The sequence below is a fragment of the Ruegeria sp. 6PALISEP08 genome, from assembly GCF_001238295.1.
Classification (GTDB): Bacteria; Pseudomonadota; Alphaproteobacteria; order Rhodobacterales; family Rhodobacteraceae; genus Ruegeria.
On record NZ_LGXZ01000018.1, the window covers coordinates 35,181 to 58,569 of the forward strand.

Annotated in this window: 24 protein-coding genes and 1 tRNA gene; 11 read left to right on the plus strand and 14 right to left on the minus strand. The window is 55.5% G+C overall.

The genetic code is table 11. The features are described from left to right. The first annotated feature begins 38 nt into the window (after window positions 1–38). From ALB80_RS19980 to ALB80_RS19990, 3 genes are read left to right on the plus strand one after another with little or no spacing between them, the layout of a single operon-like run. Window positions 39–1,271 carry an amino acid ABC transporter permease gene (locus ALB80_RS19980; RefSeq protein WP_050605862.1) on the plus strand — a complete coding sequence of 411 codons (1,233 nt, stop codon included), beginning with the start codon at window positions 39–41 and terminating at the stop codon, window positions 1,269–1,271. A 3-nt stretch (window positions 1,272–1,274) separates the two neighbouring features. Next, entirely contained in the window at window positions 1,275–2,573 is a 1,299-nt protein-coding gene (locus tag ALB80_RS19985) for an amino acid ABC transporter permease (RefSeq protein ID WP_050605863.1), read from the plus strand. 12 nt (window positions 2,574–2,585) lie between these two features. Continuing rightward, on the plus strand, window positions 2,586–3,377 hold the full coding sequence (locus ALB80_RS19990; protein WP_050605864.1) for an amino acid ABC transporter ATP-binding protein: 792 nt from the start codon (window positions 2,586–2,588) through the stop codon (window positions 3,375–3,377). Between the two features lie 45 nt (window positions 3,378–3,422). Here ALB80_RS19990 and ALB80_RS19995 read toward each other — a convergent pair whose 3' ends face one another. The 11 genes from ALB80_RS19995 to rpmH form a co-directional block, all read right to left on the minus strand. Continuing rightward, window positions 3,423–3,920, minus strand: coding sequence for a histidine phosphatase family protein (locus ALB80_RS19995; RefSeq protein WP_050605865.1), 498 nt, complete (start codon window positions 3,918–3,920; stop codon window positions 3,423–3,425). Then, on the minus strand, window positions 3,917–4,603 hold the full coding sequence (locus ALB80_RS20000; RefSeq protein ID WP_050605866.1) for a hypothetical protein: 687 nt from the start codon (window positions 4,601–4,603) through the stop codon (window positions 3,917–3,919). Before ALB80_RS20000 ends, ALB80_RS19995 begins: the two co-directional genes overlap by 4 nt. Before the next feature lie 22 nt (window positions 4,604–4,625). Beyond that, complete coding sequence (gene argB / locus ALB80_RS20005) at window positions 4,626–5,489, minus strand: acetylglutamate kinase (RefSeq protein WP_050605867.1); 864 nt, start codon at window positions 5,487–5,489, stop codon at window positions 4,626–4,628. Between the two features lie 60 nt (window positions 5,490–5,549). Then, window positions 5,550–6,203 (minus strand): ribosome biogenesis GTP-binding protein YihA/YsxC, encoded by a 654-nt coding sequence (gene yihA / locus ALB80_RS20010; protein WP_050605868.1) that lies wholly within the window; start codon window positions 6,201–6,203, stop codon window positions 5,550–5,552. Then, complete coding sequence (locus tag ALB80_RS20015) at window positions 6,200–6,937, minus strand: MOSC domain-containing protein (protein ID WP_050605869.1); 738 nt, start codon at window positions 6,935–6,937, stop codon at window positions 6,200–6,202. Before ALB80_RS20015 ends, yihA begins: the two co-directional genes overlap by 4 nt. Next, window positions 6,934–8,763, minus strand: coding sequence for a membrane protein insertase YidC (gene yidC, locus ALB80_RS20020; protein WP_050605870.1), 1,830 nt, complete (start codon window positions 8,761–8,763; stop codon window positions 6,934–6,936). Before yidC ends, ALB80_RS20015 begins: the two co-directional genes overlap by 4 nt. Window positions 8,764–8,889: 126 nt before the next feature. Continuing rightward, window positions 8,890–10,425: a bifunctional diguanylate cyclase/phosphodiesterase gene (locus tag ALB80_RS20025; protein WP_083445392.1), complete on the minus strand. Its 1,536-nt coding sequence runs from the start codon at window positions 10,423–10,425 to the stop codon at window positions 8,890–8,892. Between the two features lie 64 nt (window positions 10,426–10,489). After that, window positions 10,490–11,383, minus strand: coding sequence for a tRNA 2-thiocytidine(32) synthetase TtcA (gene ttcA / locus ALB80_RS20030; RefSeq protein WP_050605871.1), 894 nt, complete (start codon window positions 11,381–11,383; stop codon window positions 10,490–10,492). Window positions 11,384–11,540: 157 nt separating this feature from the next. Beyond that, complete coding sequence (gene yidD / locus ALB80_RS22010; protein ID WP_083445393.1) at window positions 11,541–11,786, minus strand: membrane protein insertion efficiency factor YidD; 246 nt, start codon at window positions 11,784–11,786, stop codon at window positions 11,541–11,543. After that, on the minus strand, window positions 11,783–12,208 hold the full coding sequence (rnpA, locus tag ALB80_RS20035; RefSeq protein ID WP_050605907.1) for a ribonuclease P protein component: 426 nt from the start codon (window positions 12,206–12,208) through the stop codon (window positions 11,783–11,785). Before rnpA ends, yidD begins: the two co-directional genes overlap by 4 nt. A 25-nt stretch (window positions 12,209–12,233) precedes the next feature. Continuing rightward, entirely contained in the window at window positions 12,234–12,368 is a 135-nt protein-coding gene (rpmH, locus tag ALB80_RS20040; RefSeq protein ID WP_005980833.1) for a 50S ribosomal protein L34, read from the minus strand. A 296-nt stretch (window positions 12,369–12,664) separates the two neighbouring features. On the opposite strand from rpmH, the gene ALB80_RS20045 reads away from it, so the two are divergent. The 4 genes from ALB80_RS20045 (at window position 12,665) to ALB80_RS20060 (ending at window position 16,360) form a co-directional block, all read left to right on the plus strand. After that, window positions 12,665–13,396, plus strand: coding sequence for a TVP38/TMEM64 family protein (locus tag ALB80_RS20045; protein ID WP_172677927.1), 732 nt, complete (start codon window positions 12,665–12,667; stop codon window positions 13,394–13,396). 3 nt (window positions 13,397–13,399) lie between these two features. Continuing rightward, a complete protein-coding gene (locus ALB80_RS20050; protein WP_050605872.1) occupies window positions 13,400–14,818 on the plus strand; it encodes an NAD(P)/FAD-dependent oxidoreductase in 1,419 nt (472 codons plus the stop codon). A gap of 15 nt (window positions 14,819–14,833) precedes the next feature. After that, a complete protein-coding gene (locus tag ALB80_RS20055) occupies window positions 14,834–16,219 on the plus strand; it encodes a HAMP domain-containing sensor histidine kinase (RefSeq protein ID WP_050605873.1) in 1,386 nt (461 codons plus the stop codon). 64 nt (window positions 16,220–16,283) lie between these two features. Next, a tRNA-Arg gene (locus ALB80_RS20060) sits at window positions 16,284–16,360 on the plus strand. A 220-nt stretch (window positions 16,361–16,580) separates the two neighbouring features. On the opposite strand, the gene ALB80_RS20065 is transcribed toward ALB80_RS20060, so the two are convergent. Continuing rightward, window positions 16,581–17,048, minus strand: a complete 468-nt coding sequence (locus tag ALB80_RS20065) for a hypothetical protein (protein ID WP_157054286.1) — start codon at window positions 17,046–17,048, stop codon at window positions 16,581–16,583. A 392-nt stretch (window positions 17,049–17,440) separates the two neighbouring features. After that, window positions 17,441–18,289, minus strand: coding sequence for an SDR family NAD(P)-dependent oxidoreductase (locus ALB80_RS20070; protein ID WP_050605875.1), 849 nt, complete (start codon window positions 18,287–18,289; stop codon window positions 17,441–17,443). 186 nt (window positions 18,290–18,475) lie between these two features. Between ALB80_RS20070 and ALB80_RS20075 the strand changes: the two genes are divergently transcribed. From ALB80_RS20075 to mgrA, 4 genes are all read left to right on the plus strand, one after another. Continuing rightward, window positions 18,476–19,789, plus strand: a complete 1,314-nt coding sequence (locus ALB80_RS20075) for an NAD(P)/FAD-dependent oxidoreductase (RefSeq protein ID WP_256364032.1) — start codon at window positions 18,476–18,478, stop codon at window positions 19,787–19,789. Between the two features lie 280 nt (window positions 19,790–20,069). Further along, window positions 20,070–20,339 (plus strand): HlyU family transcriptional regulator, encoded by a 270-nt coding sequence (locus ALB80_RS20080; protein WP_050605877.1) that lies wholly within the window; start codon window positions 20,070–20,072, stop codon window positions 20,337–20,339. A 225-nt stretch (window positions 20,340–20,564) separates the two neighbouring features. Beyond that, window positions 20,565–21,089 carry a hypothetical protein gene (locus ALB80_RS20085; protein ID WP_253276935.1) on the plus strand — a complete coding sequence of 175 codons (525 nt, stop codon included), beginning with the start codon at window positions 20,565–20,567 and terminating at the stop codon, window positions 21,087–21,089. A gap of 125 nt (window positions 21,090–21,214) precedes the next feature. Then, window positions 21,215–22,282, plus strand: a complete 1,068-nt coding sequence (gene mgrA, locus ALB80_RS20090) for an L-glyceraldehyde 3-phosphate reductase (RefSeq protein WP_083445396.1) — start codon at window positions 21,215–21,217, stop codon at window positions 22,280–22,282. Window positions 22,283–22,730: 448 nt separating this feature from the next. Here the strand turns inward: mgrA and fsa are convergent, their stop codons facing one another. Then, window positions 22,731–23,384 carry a fructose-6-phosphate aldolase gene (fsa, locus tag ALB80_RS20095; protein WP_050605879.1) on the minus strand — a complete coding sequence of 218 codons (654 nt, stop codon included), beginning with the start codon at window positions 23,382–23,384 and terminating at the stop codon, window positions 22,731–22,733. Window positions 23,385–23,389: the final 5 nt, after the last annotated feature.

Genomic DNA, 23,389 nt, shown 5'->3' on the forward strand with positions numbered 1-23,389 from the left:
CAAGAAAACAAATTCGCACGCTACGGGGATTTCAAAATATGTCGACTATGACTGATCCACCGAAAGCTGACTTTCGGTTGTCCATGCTCATTAACGACACCCGCTATCGCTCCCTGACGTTTCAGGTGATCGCGGCGATCGTTATTGCGCTTTCCATCTGGTATCTCGGTAACAACCTGATCCAGAACCTGCGGGCCGCTGGGCTCAACATTTCCTACTCTTTTCTAGGTGACTCTTCCGGGTATGACATCAACCAGCGTCTGGTTGAATACGACAGTCAATCCAGCCACGGGCGTGCTGCGGTTGTTGGTATTCTCAACACGCTATTGGTCGCCTTTCTGGCTTGTATCACGGCCACGATATTCGGAGTGATCGCAGGTGTTCTGCGGCTTTCCAACAACTGGCTGGTGTCCAAACTGATGGCAGTCTATGTCGAGATCTTTCGGAATATTCCGGTTCTGATCTGGATCATCATCATCTTCACCGTCATGACGGCTGTGCTGCCCGGACCGCGCGCGTTCCGGGGTGACAACGCAACATCCAGCATGTTGTTCGATGCTTTCGCCTTTACCAACCGGGGTGTCTATGTTCCGCGCCCCGTATTCGCAAACGGGCTGTTTGGCGCAACCATTCTGAACTGGTTGCTGGTCATCGTTGTTCTGATCGGCTCGTGGTTTGCATCGCGAGAGATCGAAAAGCGGGCAACCTTGAAGCAGGAAGCGACTGGTGAGCGCCCAAAAACGTTCTTGGTCAAGCTGGCTGTTTGGCTGATGCCTTTTGCCGTGTTGATGCTCATCATGGGTCTGACTTGGGATATTCCCGCTTTGAAAGGGTTCAATTTCAGTGGCGGCATCAAGGTTGGTGGCCCGCTGATTGCATTGTGGTTTGCTCTTTCCATCTACACTGGTGCGTTCATTGCGGAAAACGTTCGCGCGGGTATTCAGGCAATCAGCAAAGGCCAAACCGAAGCTGCGGCTGCATTGGGTCTGCGTCCGGGACGGATCATGAACCTTGTCGTTTTGCCTCAGGCGCTGCGGGTCATCATCCCGCCGCTGATTTCGCAATATCTGAACATCACCAAGAACTCGTCGCTGGCGATTGCAGTGGGTTATGCGGATATCACAGCGACGCTGGGTGGTATTACGCTGAACCAGACCGGACGCGCGATCGAATGTGTTCTGCTGCTGATGCTGTTCTATCTGACGGCCTCCCTGCTGATTTCGATGGCGATGAACATCTATAACGCTTCCGTCAAGCTGAAGGAGCGCTGAGCCATGAGTGATCAAACAACAAACCCGATCGCCTTCGTGGCCGAAGACACAATCCCGCCCTCGCCTCCGCCAGCACGTGAGACAGGGGTGGTTAAGTGGCTGCGCGAGAATCTGTTCTCGGGCGTGACAAACACTGTCCTGACGGTGCTGTCGCTGGTGCTGATCTACATTCTATTGAAGAACACGTTGCCGTGGATCTTTAACGGGGTGTGGAATGCCAACTCTTTGGCGGAATGCCGTGAGATTCTGGCAGGTAAGACCGGTGCCTGTTTCGCGGTTCTGACCGAACGCTGGCCTCAGCTGATCTATGGCTTCAAGTACCCTGCCGACGCTTACTGGCGACCGAACCTAGCCTTAGTGCTGATGTTGGTCGCCCTTGCACCGGTGTTGTTCTTTGATCTGCCGCGCAAGATGTTGCTGTTTACCGCAGTCTATCCTTTTGTGGCTTTCTGGCTGATCTGGGGGGGCACGATTCTGGTTCCTGTGGTGGCGCTTGTCGGTTTCATTGCTGCGGGTGCTGTGTTCCAGAAACTGGGTAACAACAGCTTTGCGGCCGGGTTCTTTGGGGCCATCGTGACCGCGCTGGTAATCTGGAACGTCGGCGGAGCTCTGATCCCCGAAGGCTTATCCGAGAACGCTTGGCTCACAGCTGTTCCCAGCCGTGATCTGGGTGGATTCATGCTGAACATGATGCTGGGTGTGACCTGTGTGTCTTTGTCAGTGCCTCTGGGTATCGCGCTGGCTTTGGGCCGTCAGTCGAACATGCCGCTGATCAAATGGGTCTGTGTCATCTTCATCGAATTCATCCGAGGCGTGCCTCTGATCACGCTGCTTTTCGTGGCTTCGGTGATGCTGGCGTATTTCTTCCCGCCTGACAGCACGGTCGACCTGTTCCTACGCGTTGTGATCATGATCACCATGTTCTCGGCAGCTTATATTGCCGAGGTGATCCGCGGCGGTCTGGCAGCGCTTCCACGTGGACAGTACGAGGCAGCAGACAGCTTGGGCCTTGATTACCCGCAGGCAATGCGGCTGATCATCCTGCCGCAGGCGCTAAAGATCTCGATCCCCGGTATCGTGAACGTTGCCGTCGGCCTGTTCAAGGATACCACACTGGTTTCGGTCATCTCGATGTTCGATCTGGTGGGCATGATCCGGGGTCCCATCTTGGCGTCGACCGAATGGAACGGCGTCTATTGGGAGCTTCTGGGCTTCGCCGCGCTTCTGTTCTTCGTCGTCTGCTACGGCATCTCTCAATATTCTCAGTGGCTCGAGCGTCGCCTTGCCACAGATCATCACTAAGGAGTTCAACATATGTCTGAACTTGCAATTGACCGTGAAATCGACCGTTCCAAGATGCAGGTGAGCGACGAGATCGCCATCGACATTAACAACATGAATAAGTGGTACGGGTCGTTCCACGTGCTGCGCGACATCAATCTGACCGTCAACCAGGGCGAGCGGATTGTTATCGCGGGCCCGTCGGGTTCGGGTAAGTCCACCCTGATCCGCTGCCTGAACGCGCTGGAGGAACACCAGCAGGGTAAGATCGTTGTGGACGGGATCGAGTTGTCGAATGACCTCAAGAACATCGACAAGATCCGGTCCGAGGTTGGCATGGTGTTCCAGCACTTCAACCTGTTCCCGCACCTGACCATTCTGGAAAACTGCACGCTGGCCCCGATCTGGGTGCGCAAGACGCCCAAGAAAGAGGCCGAAGAGCGTGCGATGCATTTCCTGGAAAAGGTTAAGATACCCGAGCAAGCCGACAAGTATCCCGGCCAGCTGTCAGGTGGTCAGCAGCAGCGTGTGGCGATTGCCCGCTCACTCTGCATGATGCCGCGGATCATGTTGTTCGATGAACCAACTTCGGCGCTGGATCCCGAGATGATCAAAGAGGTGCTGGACACCATGATTGAGCTGGCCGAGGAAGGCATGACCATGCTGTGCGTGACGCACGAGATGGGCTTTGCCCGGCAGGTGGCCAACCGGGTGATCTTTATGGATGCCGGTCAGATTGTTGAACAGAACGAACCGGAAGAGTTCTTCAACAATCCGCAGAGCGAACGGACCAAACTGTTCCTCAGCCAGATTCTGGGCCACTAACCGGCCTAAACTCAAAGGAAAGGCGGGGTTTTGCCCCGCCTTTTTCTATTCTAGCAATTCGCGCGGAATTGCGAAGCCAAGAACTTTCCCGGTGTGCCATTGGACCTCGGTCCAACTGGCAACGTCAAATTCCATGACGGTTGTTGCGCAGGTCGGATAGTCCAGAAATCGCGAATGTGCCGGAGTGTCCTGCACCAGTTGGCGAGCAAACTGGGCAATCCCCGGATTGTGTCCCAGCATCAAGACGGTCCGACCCTTCGCTTCGAACAACTGGCGTATCATCTGGTCGGGACCCGCCAGGTAAAGCGCATCCTGAAAACGGACATACTCAGCTGTCATCGCCATCCTACCCCAGGTTTCGCGGGTTCGGGTTGAGGTCGAGCTGAGAACCTCATCCGGCACCCAACCATGTGCACGCAACCATTTGGCAATTGCGGGGGCAGACTTGCGTCCTCGATTGCTTAGCGGACGTGCATGGTCGTCCAGCATCGGATTGTCCCAGCTGGATTTGGCGTGGCGTGTCAGGATCAAGGTGTGGGTCATGACGGGTGGAACGACCTCATGTGATGGGCCGACTGTTCTGATGTGCGTCCCGAGCCCGCGCTAAGAGGGCAGGCAAGGCGGGCAAGACATCCGCCGGTCATGCAGGTCTGCCCTCGGGGCGTATTCAGATGGCTGTGGCAGGCCGAGACGTCGTAGAACTCTTGTGCGTTCAGGGCGCCGACAGGGCAGGCTCGCGTGCAGGGTGCGTCGCAGGTGGTGCAGGGGGATTGCCCGGATGTGTTCGGGATATCGAATTCGTCGGCAAAATGTAGTGCACCGCGATACGAGATCATCATGCCAACGGTATCGTGCACCAACGCCCCGACCGGGCTGCTGAAAGTCCGTCCTGATTTCAGCGCCCAGTCGATGAAAGGAGCATAAGGAGGCCCGCCAAAGGGAAAAAAGGCATCTGCACCAAGTGTCCGGGCCATCCCGCCAATCACTCTGGTGGACCACCGGTCAACCGGATCGGGTGCGCCCCACTCTGGGGCTGCTTTCAAGACTGGCCAAAAGTCCCCCCCGACCCCCAACAGGACCAGCGTGCCGGTTTCAAGCTGTTTGGCATCCACCTTGCGGGGATGCAGTGCCCCCATGACAATCAGCCCATTACAACGGGCTGCCTCAGTGACGTGGTCATAAGGCGCTGTATTTGGGTCAGAGGAAGGTTGTGCAAGATTGGTCATGTCTCTTCCTTCCTTAAACGGGTCAGTCCGGCCGTATCAGCGACCCGGCCCCGTGTTCCGTGAACAGTTCGAGCAGCACGGCGTTTGGCGCGCGTCCGTCCAGGATCACCACGGCCCGAACACCGCTGTGCAGCGCGTCAAGGGCCGTCTCGGTCTTGGGGATCATGCCTCCTGCGATCGTGCCCTCGCGGGTCATTTCGCGAATTTGCCCGGCCTTCAGTTCGGTGACAACATCTCCGGCGGCGTTCTTGACACCCGAGACATCGGTCAGCAGCAGCAGCCGGTCGGCCTTTAGCGCCGAGGCAATTGCACCCGCCGCTGTGTCGCCATTGACGTTGAATGTTTCGCCATCACGACCTGCGCCCAGCGGAGCAATCACCGGGATTACGTCATGTGAGAACAGGTCTTGCAGGATCTTGGGATTCATTTCGGCGGGTGTGCCCACATATCCCAGCGACGTGTCTGTCTGGTCGCAGGTCATCAGGTTTGCATCTTTGCCAGACAAGCCAACCGCCGAACCGCCCTGATCATTGATCGCCTGGACAATGCGCTTGTTCACAAGACCGGACAAAACCATCTCGACCACTTCGACGGTTGCGGTATCAGTCACACGTTTGCCGTTCACAAACTCGGACTGGATATCCAGCTTATCCAACATGGCGTTGATCATCGGACCGCCGCCATGCACAACGACTGGATTGACCCCAACCTGACGCATCAGAACCACGTCACGGGCAAAGCTTTCCATCGCCTCATCGCTGCCCATCGCGTGGCCGCCCAGCTTGATGACGACAATGGCTCCGTCATAGCGCTGCAGATAGGGCAGAGCGCTGTTGAGTGTAGCTGCGGTGGCAATCCAGTCCCGGTTCATATCTCGTGTCTTCATGGCTAAAGTCCCTTTGGAGACCTGTGTTAGGGCCTTTGCACGGCCCTGCCAAGGGCGAAGCTATTCCAGATGCGAGATGATGGACCGCAAGGTCGCGATGCCGTCGCCTTTCTCGGAAGAGGTCAGCACGATTTCCGGGAATGCTGCGGGGTGCTTGGACAAGGCAGCGCGCGTCTGGTCCAGCACCTTCTCGCGATCCTTGGCCTTGACCTTGTCCGACTTGGTCAGAACGCATTGAAAGGTTACGGCGCTGGTATCCAGCAGTTTCATGATCTCGGCATCAACCGGTTTCACGCCGTGGCGCGCATCGATCAGTACAAAGGCGCGGCGCAGTGTCTGGCGACCGCTGAGATACTGTTTCAGCAGTTTCTGCCACTTCTCCACCACTTTCAGCGGGGCATTCGCATAGCCATAGCCAGGCAAGTCCACCAGATAGAGTTCGGGGCCCTGGGTGAAAAAGTTGATCTCTTGCGTGCGCCCGGGCGTGTTTGAAGCCCGTGCCAGACCCTTGGTTCCGGTCAGCGCGTTGATCAAGCTGGACTTGCCGACATTCGACCGGCCTGCGAAGCAGACCTCCAACCGATCAGGGGCGGGCAGGCCGTTCATGGCGACCACGCCTTTGACAAATTCAGAAGGGCCTGCGAACAGTTTGCGCCCGCGTTCCTTGGAAAGGTCATCCGGCTCTTCAGCCAGTGGAAACGGAAGTGATGTCATAGCACGCACACCTCATCATTCAGACGGATCTCACCGCCTTGAACGACTTCGGCGTAAACACCGAAATCCTGATGGCCCCAGCTGCTCAGCGTGCCCAGAGTGTCCGCGTCGCGCGCACCGGTTTCGGGGTTGGCGGTGGTGGCCTTGCAGCGGGTGATACGTTCGCGCACACGGAACACGGCCTGCCCAATGCGGACTTCGCGCCCCAACCAGTCGAACTCTTCCCACAAGGGCAGGCCGTCAATCCAGATGTTCCCGCGCCAGCGTATGATCGACAGCGTTTGGCCAAGCTTTTGTTCGACCGCGCGGTGAGAAGCCATGTTGCACAGGCTGATGGATGGGAAATCACTGTCCGTCATTCCGCGTCCCGGAACCCGGACTATCCGGGCAGATGCTGCGCGATCAGTGGGCATCAGCGGCTTTACCCAATCCAGAAAAACCTCTTGTTCGGCATCCGGGGTGAAGTTCAGATCGGGTCTGTCGCGGTGCCGGAGTGTCACCTGATCTCCGTGCAACTCGGCAGAGATCGCCGCCAGTTCGGGTGCCTTTGCGACGCGGCTGAAATTCGAACAAGGGGCCCAGTCCGACCCATCTGTCTTGGCGGCTTCATGAGCAACCGCCCAAACGCGATCCCCGGGCATGGTCTGCCCGGGGATGACTGTAACTTGGCTCAGGGCTTCGTGCCCGTGACTTTTGATCGGGTGACGCCAGAGATTTGAGACTGTTCCGCTCATTTGTTGTCCGTTTTTGGCGTCTTCTTGAAGCCGGATCTGATATTCCCGAACACGTCCGGTTTGTAGCCCTGACTGCGCATGATGAGGTATTGCTGTGTGAACGTGATCGTGTTGTTCGCAATCCAGTAGACGACCAGACCGCTGGCAAAACCGCCTAGCATGAACATGAAGACCCAGGGCATCCAAGCAAAGATCATCGCTTGAGTGGCGTCGGTTGGTGCCGGATTCAGCTTCTGTTGCAGCCACATCGAGATACCCAGCAGCAGCGGCAGAATACCGATGAAGATCAACGCCATGATGCTTTCAGGTGCGGGTGTCGCCCAAGGCAGCCAGCCAAAGAAGTTGAAGATCGAGGTCGGGTCAGGCGCGCTCAGGTCCTGGAACGGTCCGAACCAGGGTGCCTGACGCAGTTCGATCGTGACGAAAATCACCTTGTATAGCGAGAAGAAGATTGGGATCTGCAACAGGATCGGCAGACAGCCTGCGGCCGGGTTCACCTTTTCCTTCTTGTACAGTTCCATCATGCCTTGCTGCATCTTCTGACGGTCGTCGCCAGCGGCTTCTTTCAGAGCCTCCATCTGCGGCTGCAATTCCTTCATCTTGGCCATCGAGACGTAGGATTTGTAGGCCAGCGGGAACAGGATCGCCTTAATGATCAGCGTCAGACCGATGATCGACCAACCCATGTTGCCAATCAGCACGTTGATGTTGTGCAGAAGCCAGAAGATCGGTTTGGTCAGGAAGAAGAACCAGCCCCAATCGATGCTGTCGATGAATTTCTGAACGCCTTCGGACTGGTATTCCCGAATAGCCTCCCATTCTTTTGCACCGGCAAAAAGGCGAGTCGTGACCTGCTCGGTCGCACCCGGCGCAACGGTCAGCGTCGGCAGAACGGTCTCTGTCTGATAGATCTTGCGGCGCGAGTCATACTTGGCGGCTGCTTTGAACGCGGAACCAGGCTCAGGGATCAGCGTGGTCATCCAGTAGTGATCGGTGAAACCGATCCAGCCGTTTTCCTTGACCTGATATACCTCGGCCTGCGCGCGTTCGTTCGGATCGATGTCGAAATCACGAACGTCGCCGTAATCCACTTCTGTCAGAGTGCCGTCAGCCATGCCGATAACGCCCTCATGAAGAATGAAGAAGTTCTTCAGGCCAGGCAGATCACCGTCTTCGCCAATACCGTGGCGTGCCAGGATGCCGTAGGGGGCCATGCCGACCTCGGCCTCGGTGGCGTTTTCAACCGACTGCGTGACGCTGAACATGTAGTTATCATCCACCGAGATGGTGCGGCGGAAGGTCAGGCCGTTGCCGTTGTCCCAAACAAGCGTCACCGGACTGTCGACGCCGAGGGTCTCACCCTGCTCAACGGACCAGATGGTGTTGGGGCCGGGTACGTCGGCACCGCTCAGGCCCGCGCCAGGAGCCCAGCCGTATAGTGCGTAATACGCGGACTCTGACCCCACCGGTGCCAACAGTTCGACAATCGGAGAATCGTCGGCCAGCGAAACCTTGTAGTCTTTCAGCGACAGCTCATCGATGCGACCACCGGCGAGCGACAGGCTTCCGGTCAGGCGCGGCGTGTCGATGCTGATCCGCGGGGCCTGAGCCTCGGGTTCAGCTTCGGTCGCAGCTGCGGTTGCTTCCCCCACAGCGCCTGTTTCAGCAGCGCTTGGCGTCTGAACCTCATTGCCTTCGACATTGGCAATTTCAGCCTGTTCCGGTGCAGGCGTCGGTTCCGGCGGGGGGAACAGCACAAACCAGACCAGGATCACGAGAAAGCTGAGCGCGGTTGCGAGGATGAGATTCTTGTTCTGATCGTCCATCGGGGACAGCCACCTTGAGCAGTGAAAGACACCCGCAGGGTTCAACAGAGTGCGGGCCCAAAGGTCAAGCGGAATCGCCCGTCATTTCGTCACGTACTGGTCTTCTTTGGGCTGATTTCGGGTTCCTCAGCCTGTTTCCCGTCCGATTTTAGGCACCCCGTCGATCTTGTTGCGATAAGACTTGATCCAGCCCTCGGTTTTTTCGAAGCGCATCGGCTTGCCGATACCAAAACCCTGAACGTGGTCGCAGCCTAGCTGAGCCATCAATGCGTGCTCACCCGGCGTTTCGACGCCTTCCGCCAATGTTTCCAGATTCAAACGCTCAGCCATGGTTAGGATGGCACTAGCCAGCTGTTGTTGGCTTGGGTCCTGATCAGATTTGGTGACAAAGGAACGATCGATCTTGATGCGGGACACGTTGAACCGTTTGATTGACGCGATTGAGGCGTGGCCTGTCCCGAAATCGTCCGGATCGATACAGCAGCCCATGGCGGCCAACCCGGTGACATTGCGGGTGATGACATCATCGGGCCGACGGGAGAAAACGGTTTCCAGCACCTCGACTGCCAGCCTGTCTGGTGTCATGTCGAATTGATCCAATTCCCATTTCAGGCGGTCGATCAGGCCCGGGTCACGCAGTTCATCAGAGGAAAAATTTATTCCTATGCGCGGCACATACAGCCCAGCCTGATCCCAGTCGCGCATAGCCGAAAACGCGTAGTGCCGCATCGTCTGTCCCAACCTCCCCATGAGTTCGGCGTGTTCGGCAAAGGGCAGAAAGACATTGGGGCTGAGAACCCCCTTATAAGGATGTTCCCACCGGGCCAGCGCCTCAAAACCGGTAACGCGCTCGGTGTCGGTCGAAATTTGAGGCTGAAACCACGGGCGAATCTCACCGCTGTCCACCGCCGCATCAAATTCTTTACGAAGATTGGTGCGTACCTGTGCCCGGCGACGTGTCTCAGACGAAAAGGCCCGGATCGTGGATGGGCCGTTTTGTTGCGCCTCAAGCAAGGCATTGTTTGCGGCATCGCGCCAATCCAACGCGGATCCGCTGGGGAAACTGTCGCTCAGGCTGAACCCGATTGAGCAGGACATATAAACGCCGGTTCCGTTCAACATGATCGGCTCTTCAATGGCGGATTGCATTCGACCGGATAGCTGGATACACGCTTCCAGATCCAGTTGCCGAGCCGGGCGCAAGACAACCATCATTTTGTTCCCACCGATTCGAGTCGCGCAGTCACGGTTGCGGATCATTGACATGACACGCGCACAGAATTGTTGTGCCACATGGTTTGCAGCCGCCTGTCCGTGAAGATCGAGCAGCTGCGTGTAGTCATCTAGAACCAGGGCGAAACAGGCTGAATCCTCGCCTTTGCGGCGGGTTTCAGCAAAAACATCTGTCAAGGCGGATGCGAAGTGGTCATTTGACACCAGGCCACCCGATGCCCTTCGTCCCGGACGTGTCGGTGTGGTTGATATTGCCCCCAGCCCGGCGATCGCCAAGGGTAAGCCCAGAGCCATCGAAACCAAGGCCCGTTCACCACCCACCCAGAACGCGCCTAAACTGAGCGCCGGAACAAACGCCAGCACGGCGGGCCCGTTCACAATAGTTTTCAAAGAGTGGAAAAAACGATTGAATGAAAATTGGTTCCACATCGTGCTTTAGGCCTTGGCATGAATGACATGCTATCGAGCCTAAGAAACCAGTCTGAGTCAGTCGTTAACGCAGCTGCGGAATTTCACCCGAGTTTTCAGTATTTTTGCCAGATTTTATTGAAAGGTTAAGGAAATCAAACAGTTTCGCATCCAGAAGGTGCGAAGGGCGTGCATTTGTTAACGCGCGGAACATAACTTGGCGACGGCCTGGGCTGTTCTTTTCCCACTGATCGAGAATCTGTTTCACCTGCTGACGCTGCAACCCGTCCTGACTGCCGCATAGGTCGCAGGGGATGATTGGGTATTGCATTGCGTTGGCAAACTTTTCGCAATCGGCCTCGGCAACATGCGCAAGCGGTCGGAAGACAAAAAGATCGCCCTCTTCATTCACCAGCTTCGGCGGCATGGTGGCCAGGCGGCCGCCATGGAAGAGGTTCATGAAAAACGTCTCGAGAATATCGTCGCGGTGATGGCCCAGAACAACCGCAGAGCATCCTTCTTCCCGTGCGATACGATACAGGTTGCCGCGGCGCAGGCGCGAACATAGGGCGCAATAGGTTCGACCCTGCGGAACCTTGTCCATCACAACGGAATAGGTGTCCTGATATTCGATCCGGTGTGGCACACCCATCCGGTTCAGAAATTCTGGCAACACAGTGGCCGGGAAACCGGGTTGACCCTGATCCAGATTGCAAGCCAGCAGATCGACGGGCAACAAACCGCGCCATTTCAGTTCGTAGAGAACAGCCAACAGCGTATAACTGTCCTTGCCGCCTGACAGACACACCAGCCAGCGGGGCGGTTTGCCATCCTTGTCGTGGGCGGACGGGTCCACCATCCCATATTGCTCGATCGCTTCGCGGGTCTGACGCACGATGCGCTTGCGCAGCTTCTTGAACTCGGTGGTCGAGGGCGCGCCAGCAAACAGCGGGTGGATATCGTCTGCATCATCAAACATGCGCAGCCCCTACAGCAGATGGCGCAACCGGGCAAGTGGTGGGTCAGCGGCGCGTGAGTATCCAACCTAAGGGCGTGCCAGAGGAGGGACTGCTATCACCTGATAACTGCGGCGAGTTGTTCAAGCATTAAGGGGGCTGGTCAAGTCTGATGAAGAATCAGGCGGAGGCGTCGTGATGCTCGCAATCAGGTACCGGATCATACCCATCGCCCCCCCAGGGGTGGCAGCGGCAAATTCGTCGAGCGGTCAAGTATGATCCTTTGACCGACCCGTGTTTCTCAAGTGCCTCAAGCGCATATGCAGAGCATGTGGGCTGATATCGGCAATTGAAGCCGACCCATGGGCTGAAGATCAGCCGATATGCCCGAACGGGCAGGGCGACGATATGGGACAGAAAGGTCATTTGCCCGAAGTATGAACCTTGCGGAGTGCATAGCGCAAGTCGCCCAACAGAGCTTCAAAGGGCCGGTCGGCGGTGACCTCGGCACGGCCGATCAGCACGTAATCCCATCCATCGCGGCCAAACTCAGGCAAAACGGCACGGGCAGCTTCGCGCAGACGGCGTTTGGCGCGATTGCGGGCCACGGCATTGCCAACCTTCTTGGAGCAGGTAAACCCCACGCGAATCCCGCAGGCTTCGTCGGCTGAACGTCTGCGGGCCTGTACCATCATCGAGGACGTACCCTGCCTGCGTGCACGGGCGGCTTTCAGAAAATCCGAACGTTTTTTGAGTACGGCCAATGGTTCAGGCGCACAAACGGACGCCGCCGGGGGCGTGTTCCCGGGCTGGTTCTTACCATCCACAGGGGCCTCCGGCGGCGTCATGTTCATAACCTGATCGGTGAGCGGTTTACGCGCTCAGCGATTTGCGGCCGCGTGCACGGCGTGCGTTCAGGATCTTGCGGCCGGCCTTGGTGGCCATGCGCGCGCGGAAACCGTGGCGGCGTTTGCGAACCAGGTTCGAAGGCTGATAGGTGCGTTTCATCGCTCCGTCTCCAATCAATAGCGGTGGGGTGCGGCGCGGATTCGCCTGGCCCTAGTGTTCGAAGCCCGTCCTCTACTGCTAAGCGGGGGGTAAGTCAAACCCCAACAACCGGGTTTTCGCGCCTTTTGCAACAATTCTGTAACCGCAGCGGCGAAAAGGTTTCAAAACACCCGTTTATCGAAGAAATCTCTCACATTCGGTGCCACAAAGATCAAGGCCCCGTGATCCCCCTGTTGCTGGACCGTCGGGCAGCGCATCTTGGGCACAAGATGAAACAGAAAGAACCGGAAAACCTGATGTCCGAAACAAGCCAGGCCCCGCGCAGCGGGTTTGCGCGCCATATTCCATTGCTGGTTATCCTTGGTGTTGCCGTAGCTGGCTTTTTCACGCTGGGGGATTACCTGAGCTTTGAAACCTTGCGGGACAATCGTGAGGCGCTTCTGGCATGGCGCGATGGTCACTATTGGGTCATGGCTGCCGCGTTTGTGACTGTTTACATCGTTATTGTGGCGTTTTCGTTGCCCGGGGCGGCGGTCGCGTCGATGACGGGTGGATTCTTGTTTGGCCTGTTTGCAGGTACGGTCTTCAACGTTGTGGCAGCGACTATCGGAGCCTCGGCCATTTTTCTGGCGGCACGCTGGGGGTTGGGTGAGTCTTTGACTGCACGGTTGGAATCTTCGGAGGGGACGGTCAAGAAGCTGAAGGACGGTCTGCGCGAAAATGAGATCTCGGTCCTGTTCCTGTTGCGGCTTGTGCCGGTTGTCCCGTTCTTTGTGGCCAATCTGGTGCCTGCATTGGTTGGCGTGAAGTTTCGCAACTTCCTGATCACCACGGCGCTGGGCATTATCCCGGGTGGGATTGTCTACACCTGGATTGGTGTCGGGCTTGGCGGAGTGTTCGACCGCGGCGAAACCCCGGATGTGTCCCTGTTGTGGGAGCCGTTCGTGATCGGGCCGATCATCGGGTTGTGCGTTTTGGCAGCTTTGCCCATCGTCATCAAAGCCTTGCGCGCAAATAAGGACAGCTGAGCCATGACCGAACTGAAAACAGACCTCCTGGTCATTGGGGCCGGGTCCGGCGGACTTTCGGTTGCCGCTGGGGCCAGCCAAATGGGTGCTGATGTCGTGCTCCTGGAAGGCCACAAGATGGGGGGCGATTGCCTGAACTTCGGCTGCATCCCGTCCAAAGCGCTGATTGCAAGCGGGAAGACCGCTTATGGTCAGGCGCATTCCGCGGCATTCGGGATCTCGGATGTCACCCCTCAGATCGACTATGCGGCGGCCAAGGATCATGTACATGACGTCATCGCCCAGATCGAGCCGATGGACAGCCAGGAGCGGTTCGAGGGCTTTGGCGTCAAGGTGATCCGCGAATACGGCACCTTTATCTCTTCCAACAAAGTGCAGGCGGGGGCCCACGTCATCACTGCACGGCGGATCGTGATCGCAACCGGGTCTTCGCCACTGGTGCCGCCGATCCCGGGGCTGGATACGGTTCCTTACTATACGAATGAAACCATTTTCGAACTGCGCGAGCGGCCGGATCATTTGTTGATCATTGGCGGTGGCCCTATCGGCATGGAAATGGCGCAGGCCCATCAACGCCTTGGCAGCAAGGTCACGGTCATAGAAGGCCAAAAGGCGTTGGGCAAAGACGACCCCGAAGCTGCTTCAGTGGTGCTGGAGGCGTTGCGCAGTGAAGGCATCGACATCCGGGAAGACGCAATGGTTGCGCAAATCCGAGGAAGCGAAGGCGCAGTTGAGGTCGTGACCGAGATCGGTGAAATTTACAGAGGCTCTCATCTTTTGATCGCAGCCGGGCGCAAGGCCAACATAGAACGCCTGAATCTGGAGGAGGCGGGAATTGATCGCACCCGGACCGGCATAAAGACGGATGAGGCCCTGAGGACGACAAACCGCCAAGTCTATGCCATTGGCGATGTTGCAGGTGGGCTGCAATTCACCCATGTGGCGGGGTATCACGCGGGCGTCATCATTCGCTCGGCACTGTTTGGCCTGCCGTCTAAGGCCAAAACGGCACATATCCCGTGGGCCACCTATACCGACCCGGAATTGTCGCAGGTTGGTCTGACCGAAGCACAAGCCCGCGATCAACATAGTGACAGGCTCGAGATTGCCCGCTTTGACTACCATCACAACGATCGTGCCATTTCCCAACGTAAGACAAATGGTTTCATCAAAGTCATGGTCGTCAAAGGTCGACCCGTTGGGGCCACAATCGTCGGTCATCAGGCAGGCGAATTGATCAACTTGTGGTCGCTGGCATTGGCCAATAATCTGAAAATGGGGCAGATCGCTGCGATGGTTTCGCCCTATCCGACGATCGGAGAGCTTAACAAACGTGTGGCTGGTGCTTATTTCACGCCAAGGCTGTTTGAGAATCAGACAGTTAAACGGGTGGTCAGGTTCGTCCAGCGCTGGATACCCTGACCTGAGGAGGGGCGCATTTTGAACTCGCTGTCGGGCCGATTTCTAATCCTGACGACGGTCTTCGTCATGTTGGCCGAAGTCCTGATTTTTGTCCCGTCTATCGCTCGCTTCCGCGAAGATTTTCTGCTGAACCGGCTGGAACGCGCCCAGATTGCCTCGCTGGCGTTGTTGGCAGACGATATGCTGGCTGAGGACCTTGAGGCAGAGCTGTTGGCAAATGCCGGTGTGTATAACGTCGTGCTGCGCCGAGATGAGGTTCGGCAACTTATGTTGTCTTCTCCGATTCCGGAATCAATTGCCCAGACATACGATTTGCGCGATGCGGGTCCCTTGGTATTGATCCGTGATGCGATGAGCCGGATTTTCACGCCCGAGAACGAAATCATTCGAGTCATTGGCGAACCGGTCAAAGGCGCTGGGCTGTTGATCGAAGTCACCACGGACAGCGCGCCACTGCGCATGGCGATGGTGGACTACGGTCTGCGTATTCTTGGTTTGTCTTTTGTCATTTCGATCATCACCGCTTCGCTTTTGTTTCTTGCGGTGCGCGTGGTTCTTGTGCGGCCGATCAAAAGCGTCGTGGGGTATATGCAGCGCTATGCCAGCGCGCCCGAAGACGCGCGGGGCATCATCTCGCCGAACTCGAAAGTGACTGAACTGCGTGAGGCCGAGGAGGCGCTGCAAATGCTGCAGACGGATCTGACACAGGCACTGCGACAACGCGAGAGGCTGGCACAGCTGGGCGGGGCGGTTGCCAAGGTCAGTCACGACTTGCGCAACATATTGACCTCGGCACAGCTGTTCACGGACAGAATCGAATCCAGCGACGATCCTCTGGTTCGTCGGATGGCACCGAAACTGGTGAATTCCATTACACGCGCGGTATCGTTGTGTGAAAGCACGCTGGCCTTTGGTCGCGCGGAAGAGCCTGCCCCCACACTGACTATGGTCCCTGTGCGGTCGCTGGCTGCAGATGTGGCAGCCAGTGAACAGCTTGCCGTTGCTGATGCCTGCGTCGAAATCGTGAACGAAGTGCCTGAGGATCTGATCGTCCGCGCAGACCCCGAACAATTGTTCCGGGTCATCATGAACCTTGTGCGCAACGCGCGTCAGGCCTTGGTGACATCTGCCAAGCCTGGGCGTGTCACGATTGCTGGCTGCGAATATGAGGACACCTGGTGCATTGAAATCCGCGACACGGGTCCGGGCCTGCCGCCAAAAGCGCGCGAAAACCTGTTCACTCCGTTTCAGGGTGGGGTTCGAAAAGGGGGGTCTGGTCTGGGTCTGGCGATTTCCCAGGAACTCGTGCGTGGGCATGGTGGAGACCTGACACTGAAACAGACCGGATCCGAAGGAACCGTGTTCGAAATAAGCCTTCCCCGTGGTGACATGACTTTTTGAATTATTTTTGAAGAATCGACTTGCACGTTCTGGGCGGCAGGTCTAAATACCGCCTCACCAACGCGGACCGATAGCTCAGCTGGATAGAGTACTTGACTACGAATCAAGGGGTCGGGGGTTCGAATCCTCCTCGGTCCGCCACTTGGTGATTTTCCGAAATTTTGGTTAGACATATTAGGTTGCTAAAACCTTAGTGTTTTATGGCCGTAGCCGCGTTGGCGGGTTTTCTCCGCCGTTCAACGCCCAGTTTGGACCAACAATGCTAAGAGCTTTGGGGCGCCGGTAGCGGTGGGACAAATTGTTCCAATGGTGGCGGCAAAAGGAACAGAACGTAGGCCTGATGAAGCTGCGCCGCGGACACCTATTCTTCAACAATTCCCACAGCGAGACCTTCCGTGAAGCTCAGAGCTACTCTGTCTCCCGGGCTAAGCTGTTCAACAAACTCACGACCAACATCCGTTTCAACCTCGATCATTTGTTCAGTGCCGCTGCTGTCTGTCACAGTGGCGATTGAGCTCGCGGCGTCGAAGGAAACAAAAGTCAGAATTAACGTGACCATCGTTCCGGCAGCTACGCCCGGTGTTGATCCCTCTGCAGCCTGGCCTTCCAATTCAACCATACTGTCAACCTCGCCGGGGAACGCCATGTTTGCGGCTACCCCCAGTGTGTATACCGCTTTGACTGTGTCGCCTTCTTCAATTTGGTCGAAGTTTACGACTTCCGGTCCTGCAACAATGGTTTCTTCTTCGCCCGTCTCTGAGTTTTGCAGCACGATAAGCCGAGTGTCCGGATCAACCGACTTAACTGTCGCGTCGGCTTCGATGGTCACGCTGCGCTCAGCTGTTTGAGCAAAACTGAGCGCGGGCAAAATCAAGAAAAATGCGGGCGCAAGAAGTTTGGTTAGCATGTCTTCTCCCAATGAGATTGATGATGGAAGTCTGCAAAGTATCACACAGTTTCGCAGGATAGCCAAACGTTGCCACACCGCTTCGCAGTTTCAAAGTTGTTTGTCAGCCAGAATAGCCAAAGACCGAAGTTATAGAGCATCAGATTTCCGGCAGATAGCGCGCAGGCAATCTAGAGTAATTGGGCGGACAACGCTTAGTCGCCTGTAGTGACGTCTGTTTCGTCCGCACAGTGGTCATTCAAGCAAGTTGCAGCAAACGACCGGTATGCGGACAAAGCCGCAATTCAAGTTCCATGCGATCCGTTAAATTCCACCTAATAGACCGCTCGTCCCCCAGATGCATCGAAGACCGCACCGGTGTTGAGGGTATTGTCATCCGCTGCGAGAAAAAGAACGATGCGCACAAGTTCCTCGACAGTCCCGGCCCTTTTCATCGGTGACTTGGCAAGCATCGCTTCGAGGTCCTTGCTATCCAATTGTTTCAAAAGCTTGGTCTCGATCGGACCTGGTGCGATGCAGTTAACGCGGATGCCGGTCAGCGCGAGTTCTTTCCCGAGTGACTTAGTCAGAGCAATTACCCCGGCTTTTGCGGCTGAATATGCGGAGAGATTGGGCGTGCCTTCTTTGCCAGCCAAAGATGCCATGTTTACAATACGACCGTAATCTAGGCTAATCATAAATGGTAAAATCTGCCGTGTTACTTCGAAAACACTCACCAGATTGATATCGATTAGTTTTTTCCATTGATCCGGATCAGTTTCGATCACGGATTTACTTCCCGCCCCCGACCCGGTGTTGTTGATGAGCACGTCAACAGTTTGGTCTGATGAAACTACAGCTTGAATTGCTCGGGTAATGGATTGGGTATCTGTCACATCGCAAACATGTGAGTGAATGCCGTCTTCTTCTAACGCCTCGATATCCAGTACATGGACGTTTGCTCCTGCCTTTTGCAGGCTCAATGAAATTCCATAGCCGATACCTTTCGTTCCACCGGTGACGACCGCCGTCTTGCCGTGAAAATCAAAAGTTGTTGCGATGTATCCTCTCCGCTCAGTCTCGACCTTTGGAAAGACTACAAGTTCACTCGAACTTAAAAACCGAATACCGGCAATTCTGGCAGCAGTGCACAGCTTCTTTTGTTCCCGCAGAGGTAAAGACATACATGTAGCTTTGGGCTCACAGTGGTCATGTGACAGTTTTGGTTGGGCATATGAGCTGTCCCGACCTGGTCAACGGCGGCAGTACGGACAATTCGGACACCCAATATTTGAGAGAAAATGTCGGCTTCTGAAAAAAAATCAAGAAAATGCTAGTCTTCATTTCTAACGGAAATGTGGGACACAGTTATGACAAGCCGACAACAACAACGAGTCATTATAATTGGGGCAGGCATGGCCGGTTTGATGGCAGCAGTAGTGCTCGCAGACCAATTTGCTGATGTCATAATCATCGAAAAGGATGATCTGCCGCGCACGCCTCAAGTTCGAAAAGGAGTCCCGCAAGGTGCACACGTACATACGTTCCTTGGATATGCAGTTGAAGCCATGGAGGATTTTCTGCCAGGCATCATGGCCGAACTCTATGCGGCGGGTGCCGTTCAAATTCGCAGAAACAAGGATATCTGGTTCCACGATGCGGCTGGCCCGACTCCAATTCGAGATGCAGGTATCCTTACACCGTCGGTGACTCGGCCTTTGTTGGAACACGTGACGCGCCAGCGTGTTCTCGCGTTGCTAAATGTATCAATCAAGGAAGCCACTAGATTTACGCAGTTTTGCACTGATGGCAACAACGACGTATCTGGCGTGAAAGTTCAAACAGGCGACAACGGTATGGAAATCGACTCCGACCTGGTCGTTGATTGTTCCGGTCGCGCGACAACTTTGCCGCGTTGGCTCGTCGATCACGGTTATGGTGACGTCGAACGTCAGGAACTGGGCATCGGCATGTCATACACGTCCGGGCTATTCCGCCCACCTCCTGATTTGGCAGGTGATACTTGGGCCTGCCTTATGCTTGCAATTCCGCCCAACACTCGCGCGGCCTATCTAACACCCGTCGACGGCGGGCTTTGGCTTGCGACCATGTACGGAAGAGGTGGCGACATGGCTCCACGCGAGGTAGAAGGATTCGTTGAATGGACGAAGGGCCTTGCCCACCCAATCATCCACGAAAAGTTGCGCCGTGCAGAACCGGTTTCCGACTTTCGCTCCTACAAAATTCCAAAAGGTATATGGCTTCGCTATGACCAAATGGACCGGTTTCCACGGGGGGTAATTCCCATGGGTGAAGCGGTGACAAGCTTTAACCCGATGTATGGACAAGGCATAAGCCTGTCCGCAGGCCAAGCGCGGGCGTTGCGTTCCGGGATGACCGATGGCTTGGATCGTCTGGCACCGCGCTACTTCGAAGCATCTGAAGCGCTCAATCAAGTTGGTTGGTATGTCATGGAAACCCGTGACCTGGAACACCCAAGTACGGTCGGCGAGCGCCCCGCAGATATCGAAAACCGTTGGAAGATGGGAGCGGCAATCCGAAAACTGGCTGAGACAGATGCCGAAATTCACCGCTTAAGTGTAAATGTTACCCACTTGTTGGAACCTCCGAGTGTTCTTTCACGAGAAGACATCGTTGAACGTGCCCAAAAGCTCGTCAACTAGGAAGGCTCCTTTGGAGAGCGGTCGTTTGTAGGGCATGCAGCATTGAACAATTTGGGCTCAAAGCGGTCGTCGTCGGCGGCGTGTCAGAATGGCGGTCTGGACAGTCTTACAAGGGAGCGTGGTGTGGGGAATGGACTTTTACTGCGGATCTGAACGTATGAGGCAACGCAAGGAGCGTGCCAACGGATCGAAGGCAAATGTTGTGATAGCACGACATGCTTCACGCCTGTCCTAAGCGGCGCTAGTCTCCCGTCATAGCAACGCTGAAAGGAGCCGCCCAATGTCCCTCTTCTCTAAACTCTTCGGTGGTGGTGAAAAGTCGGAGCTGGAGCCAGTCTCTTACAGAGGGTTCGAAATCTATCCGGACCTGATGCCCGAAGGTGGCAAATACCGCCTTCTAGCCCGTATCGAAAAGACCATCGACGGAGATCGCAAGGCCCATACTGTGATCCGGGCGGATGTTTTTGAGACCCGGGATCAGGGCGAAAGCTTCAGCATCGCAAAGGCGAAACAGGTGATCGACGAGCAGGGCGAACGCATTTTCGATTAAGCAAACAGACAGCCTAATGTATGCGATGCAATCGACGGATGGTTCCGCAAAGTAGACATCCGCCCCGATCTGGCGAAAGAACGCTAAGCAGGCCAAGCAGTCATTGGAAGTCTTAGATACCCGATACATGCAGCTGCAATCTGGGTCCCAATTTCGTCTATTTTACTGCCTGTGCTACCCTGTTGCATTTATCGTATGCAATTGGGGGCTGAAGATTTGTGGAACATGGAACAGTTTGTAGCGGACTGCCGGACCGCAGTAGATCAGGACGCGTCTCACAAATCGGTGGCTGAAGTGGTGGACCGGGCGATGCGCGATCCCGCGGGCGTGACGCAAGCCTTGGGAGAGCCGACCGAAAGCGGTATCTTTCCCATTTACAAGTCAGGTGATCTGACAATCGTCAACGTCGTATGGAAGCCAGGAATGACCATAATGCCCCACAATCACGAAATGTGGGCCGTGATCGGTATTTATGGTGGTCGAGAAGATAACATTTTTTGGCGGCGCGTAGCAGATGACCCTAACGGACGCATTGAAGCGGCGGGGGCTCGAGCATTGTCGACGGGTGAATATGCTCCGCTTGGTAAGGAGCTCATTCACTCGGTTACAAACCCTATCCCCAAGTTGACCGGAGCAATCCACGTATACGGCGGGGATTTTTTTGAAGCTGAGCGGAGCGAATGGGATCCTGAAAACCTGACGGAACATGCCTATGATATGTCGAAGGTTCGCGCGTTATTCGAGGACTAGTTTGCAGTTTGACAATTTGCGCTGGCAATGCCTGAGGCATGTTCCGTCTATACGGCAGGCTTCGCTGATTGCCGATTACTATCTCGTTGAATTGACACAGGGTGATGATCTCGGATTATGGACAGATGAGCAAATTACAACGCCCTCCGAAGCCTCGGCCACGCCCATTTCTTCCTAATCCGGACCGCTACGAGCAAATGGTCTATCGCCGTTGTGGGCAGTCTGGCATAAAGCTACCCGCGATAAGCCTTGGGCTATGGCACAACTTTGGTGGGGATACCCCGCACCAGACAAAGCGCGATCTCTGCCGCACTGCTTTTGACTTGGGTATAACGCACTTTGATTTAGCAAATAACTATGGCCCGCCGCCGGGATCGGCGGAAGAAGCATTCGGTGAAATTTTAAAAACTGATTTCGCAGGTTATCGGGACGAACTCATCATATCTACCAAGGCAGGGTATGATATGTGGCCGGGCCCCTATGGGGAGTGGGGATCACGAAAGTATCTTGTGGCCTCTTGTGATCAGTCGCTCAAGCGGATGGGGTTAGAATACGCAGATATCTTTTATTCCCACCGTTACGATCCAGATACCCCTCTGGAAGAAACTATGGGGGCATTAGACTATATAGTGCGCTCTGGGCGCGCACTTTACGTCGGAATTTCAAGCTACAACTCGCAACGAACGCGCGAAGCGCTGGCCATCTTGAAAGACCTTGGCACGCCGTGCCTGATTCATCAGCCGTCGTATAACCTACTCAACCGTTGGGTTGAGCGGGACGGGCTGTTGGATACGCTTGACGAATTGAACGTGGGATCGATTGCGTTCACGCCACTTGCCCAGGGTATTTTGACATCGAAGTATCTGAACGGCATTCCCGAAGACAGTCGTGCGACCCAAGGCAAGTCTCTATTGGACGGCATGATCAACGAACGTTCATTGACGAGTGTCAGGGCTCTAAACGATATAGCGGCGTCACGCGGTCAATCATTAGCTCAGATGGCGCTTGCTTGGGTGCTGAGAGGTGACCGGATTACGACAGCCCTTATTGGCGCTTCGCGTCCTGAGCAGATCGTGGATTGCGTAGGTGCGGTCCAGAATTTGGAATTTACCGAAGCGGAACTCGCTAAGATTGACGAGGTCAGCTCGGAAGAGGAAATCAATCTCTGGGCGCGATCCTCGGAAATTGAGTAAGATTGTTGACCACTGATTTTTGGTGCTAGCAGGTTCTTCTGCTTAATCGCATGGCGTTTCTGCTTTGGGCTCGAAGAAGACCTTCGCCGCACTCGGCGTGAGTGACCGCTTTGCGGACAAAGTTGCCGTAGTCTCATCGCTTTCTGATGACTGGTCTCAGCCCATAGCGGACGTTTGAGTCCGACGCTCGGGGCCGGAAGCGGACGTGTCGCTGCGACCGCGCCAAAGTCTCCAGTCACTTCAACAAAGCGGACGTTGGAGCGGTCTGCTGTTGCCGCAGTGTTCATGCCGCTATTGAAGAGGAGTTTTGACAGTTTCCCACGAAACTCGGCCTGTTCGTCAAATCAAGGAGCGTCTCATTTAGTTTTAAGTCCCGAAACATGGCCTTGCTACTCAGCCGTTCAAGGTCTGGTTCAGGTCATCCCGTTTCAATCAAAATGAAAGGCCATTAAAGAATCGATTGCCCTGTAGACTTCCAATCAAAAAGAAACTGTTCAATGCCGGCGTCTGTCAGCGGATGCGTGACTAGTTTGCGGATGACGGACGGGGGTATCGTGGCAATGTCGGATCCGGCCAAAGCAGCCTCAGTTATGTGATTGGAGCTTCTGATGGATGCTGCAATGATTTCAGTTTCAATGTCATAATTGTCGAAGATGCTCCGGATATCACTAATGAGGTCGACCCCATCCAGATTGATATCGTCCAATCTGCCAATGAAAGGCGATATATAGGTCGCACCCGCTTTCGCCGCCAAGAGTGCCTGATTGGCTGAAAAACAGAGTGTGACGTTCGTGCTGATCCCTTCCTTTTTGAAATGAGCACAGGCCCTGAGGCCATCCAGTGTCAGCGGCAGTTTGACAACGACGTTGTCGGCGATTGCTGCAAGATGCTCTCCCTCTGCAATCATTCCCGCAGTATCAAGGGCTGCAACTTCTGCCGACACGGGTGTATCTGTCAGGGTGCAAATTTCGGCGATAACTTCTTTGAAATTGCGGTCGGACTTGGCAATCAGGCTTGGATTGGTGGTGATACCATCTACTAATCCAAAGGCTATAAGGTCTTTAATCTCGTCTACTTCTGCTGTGTCCACAAAGAACTTCATGAGGT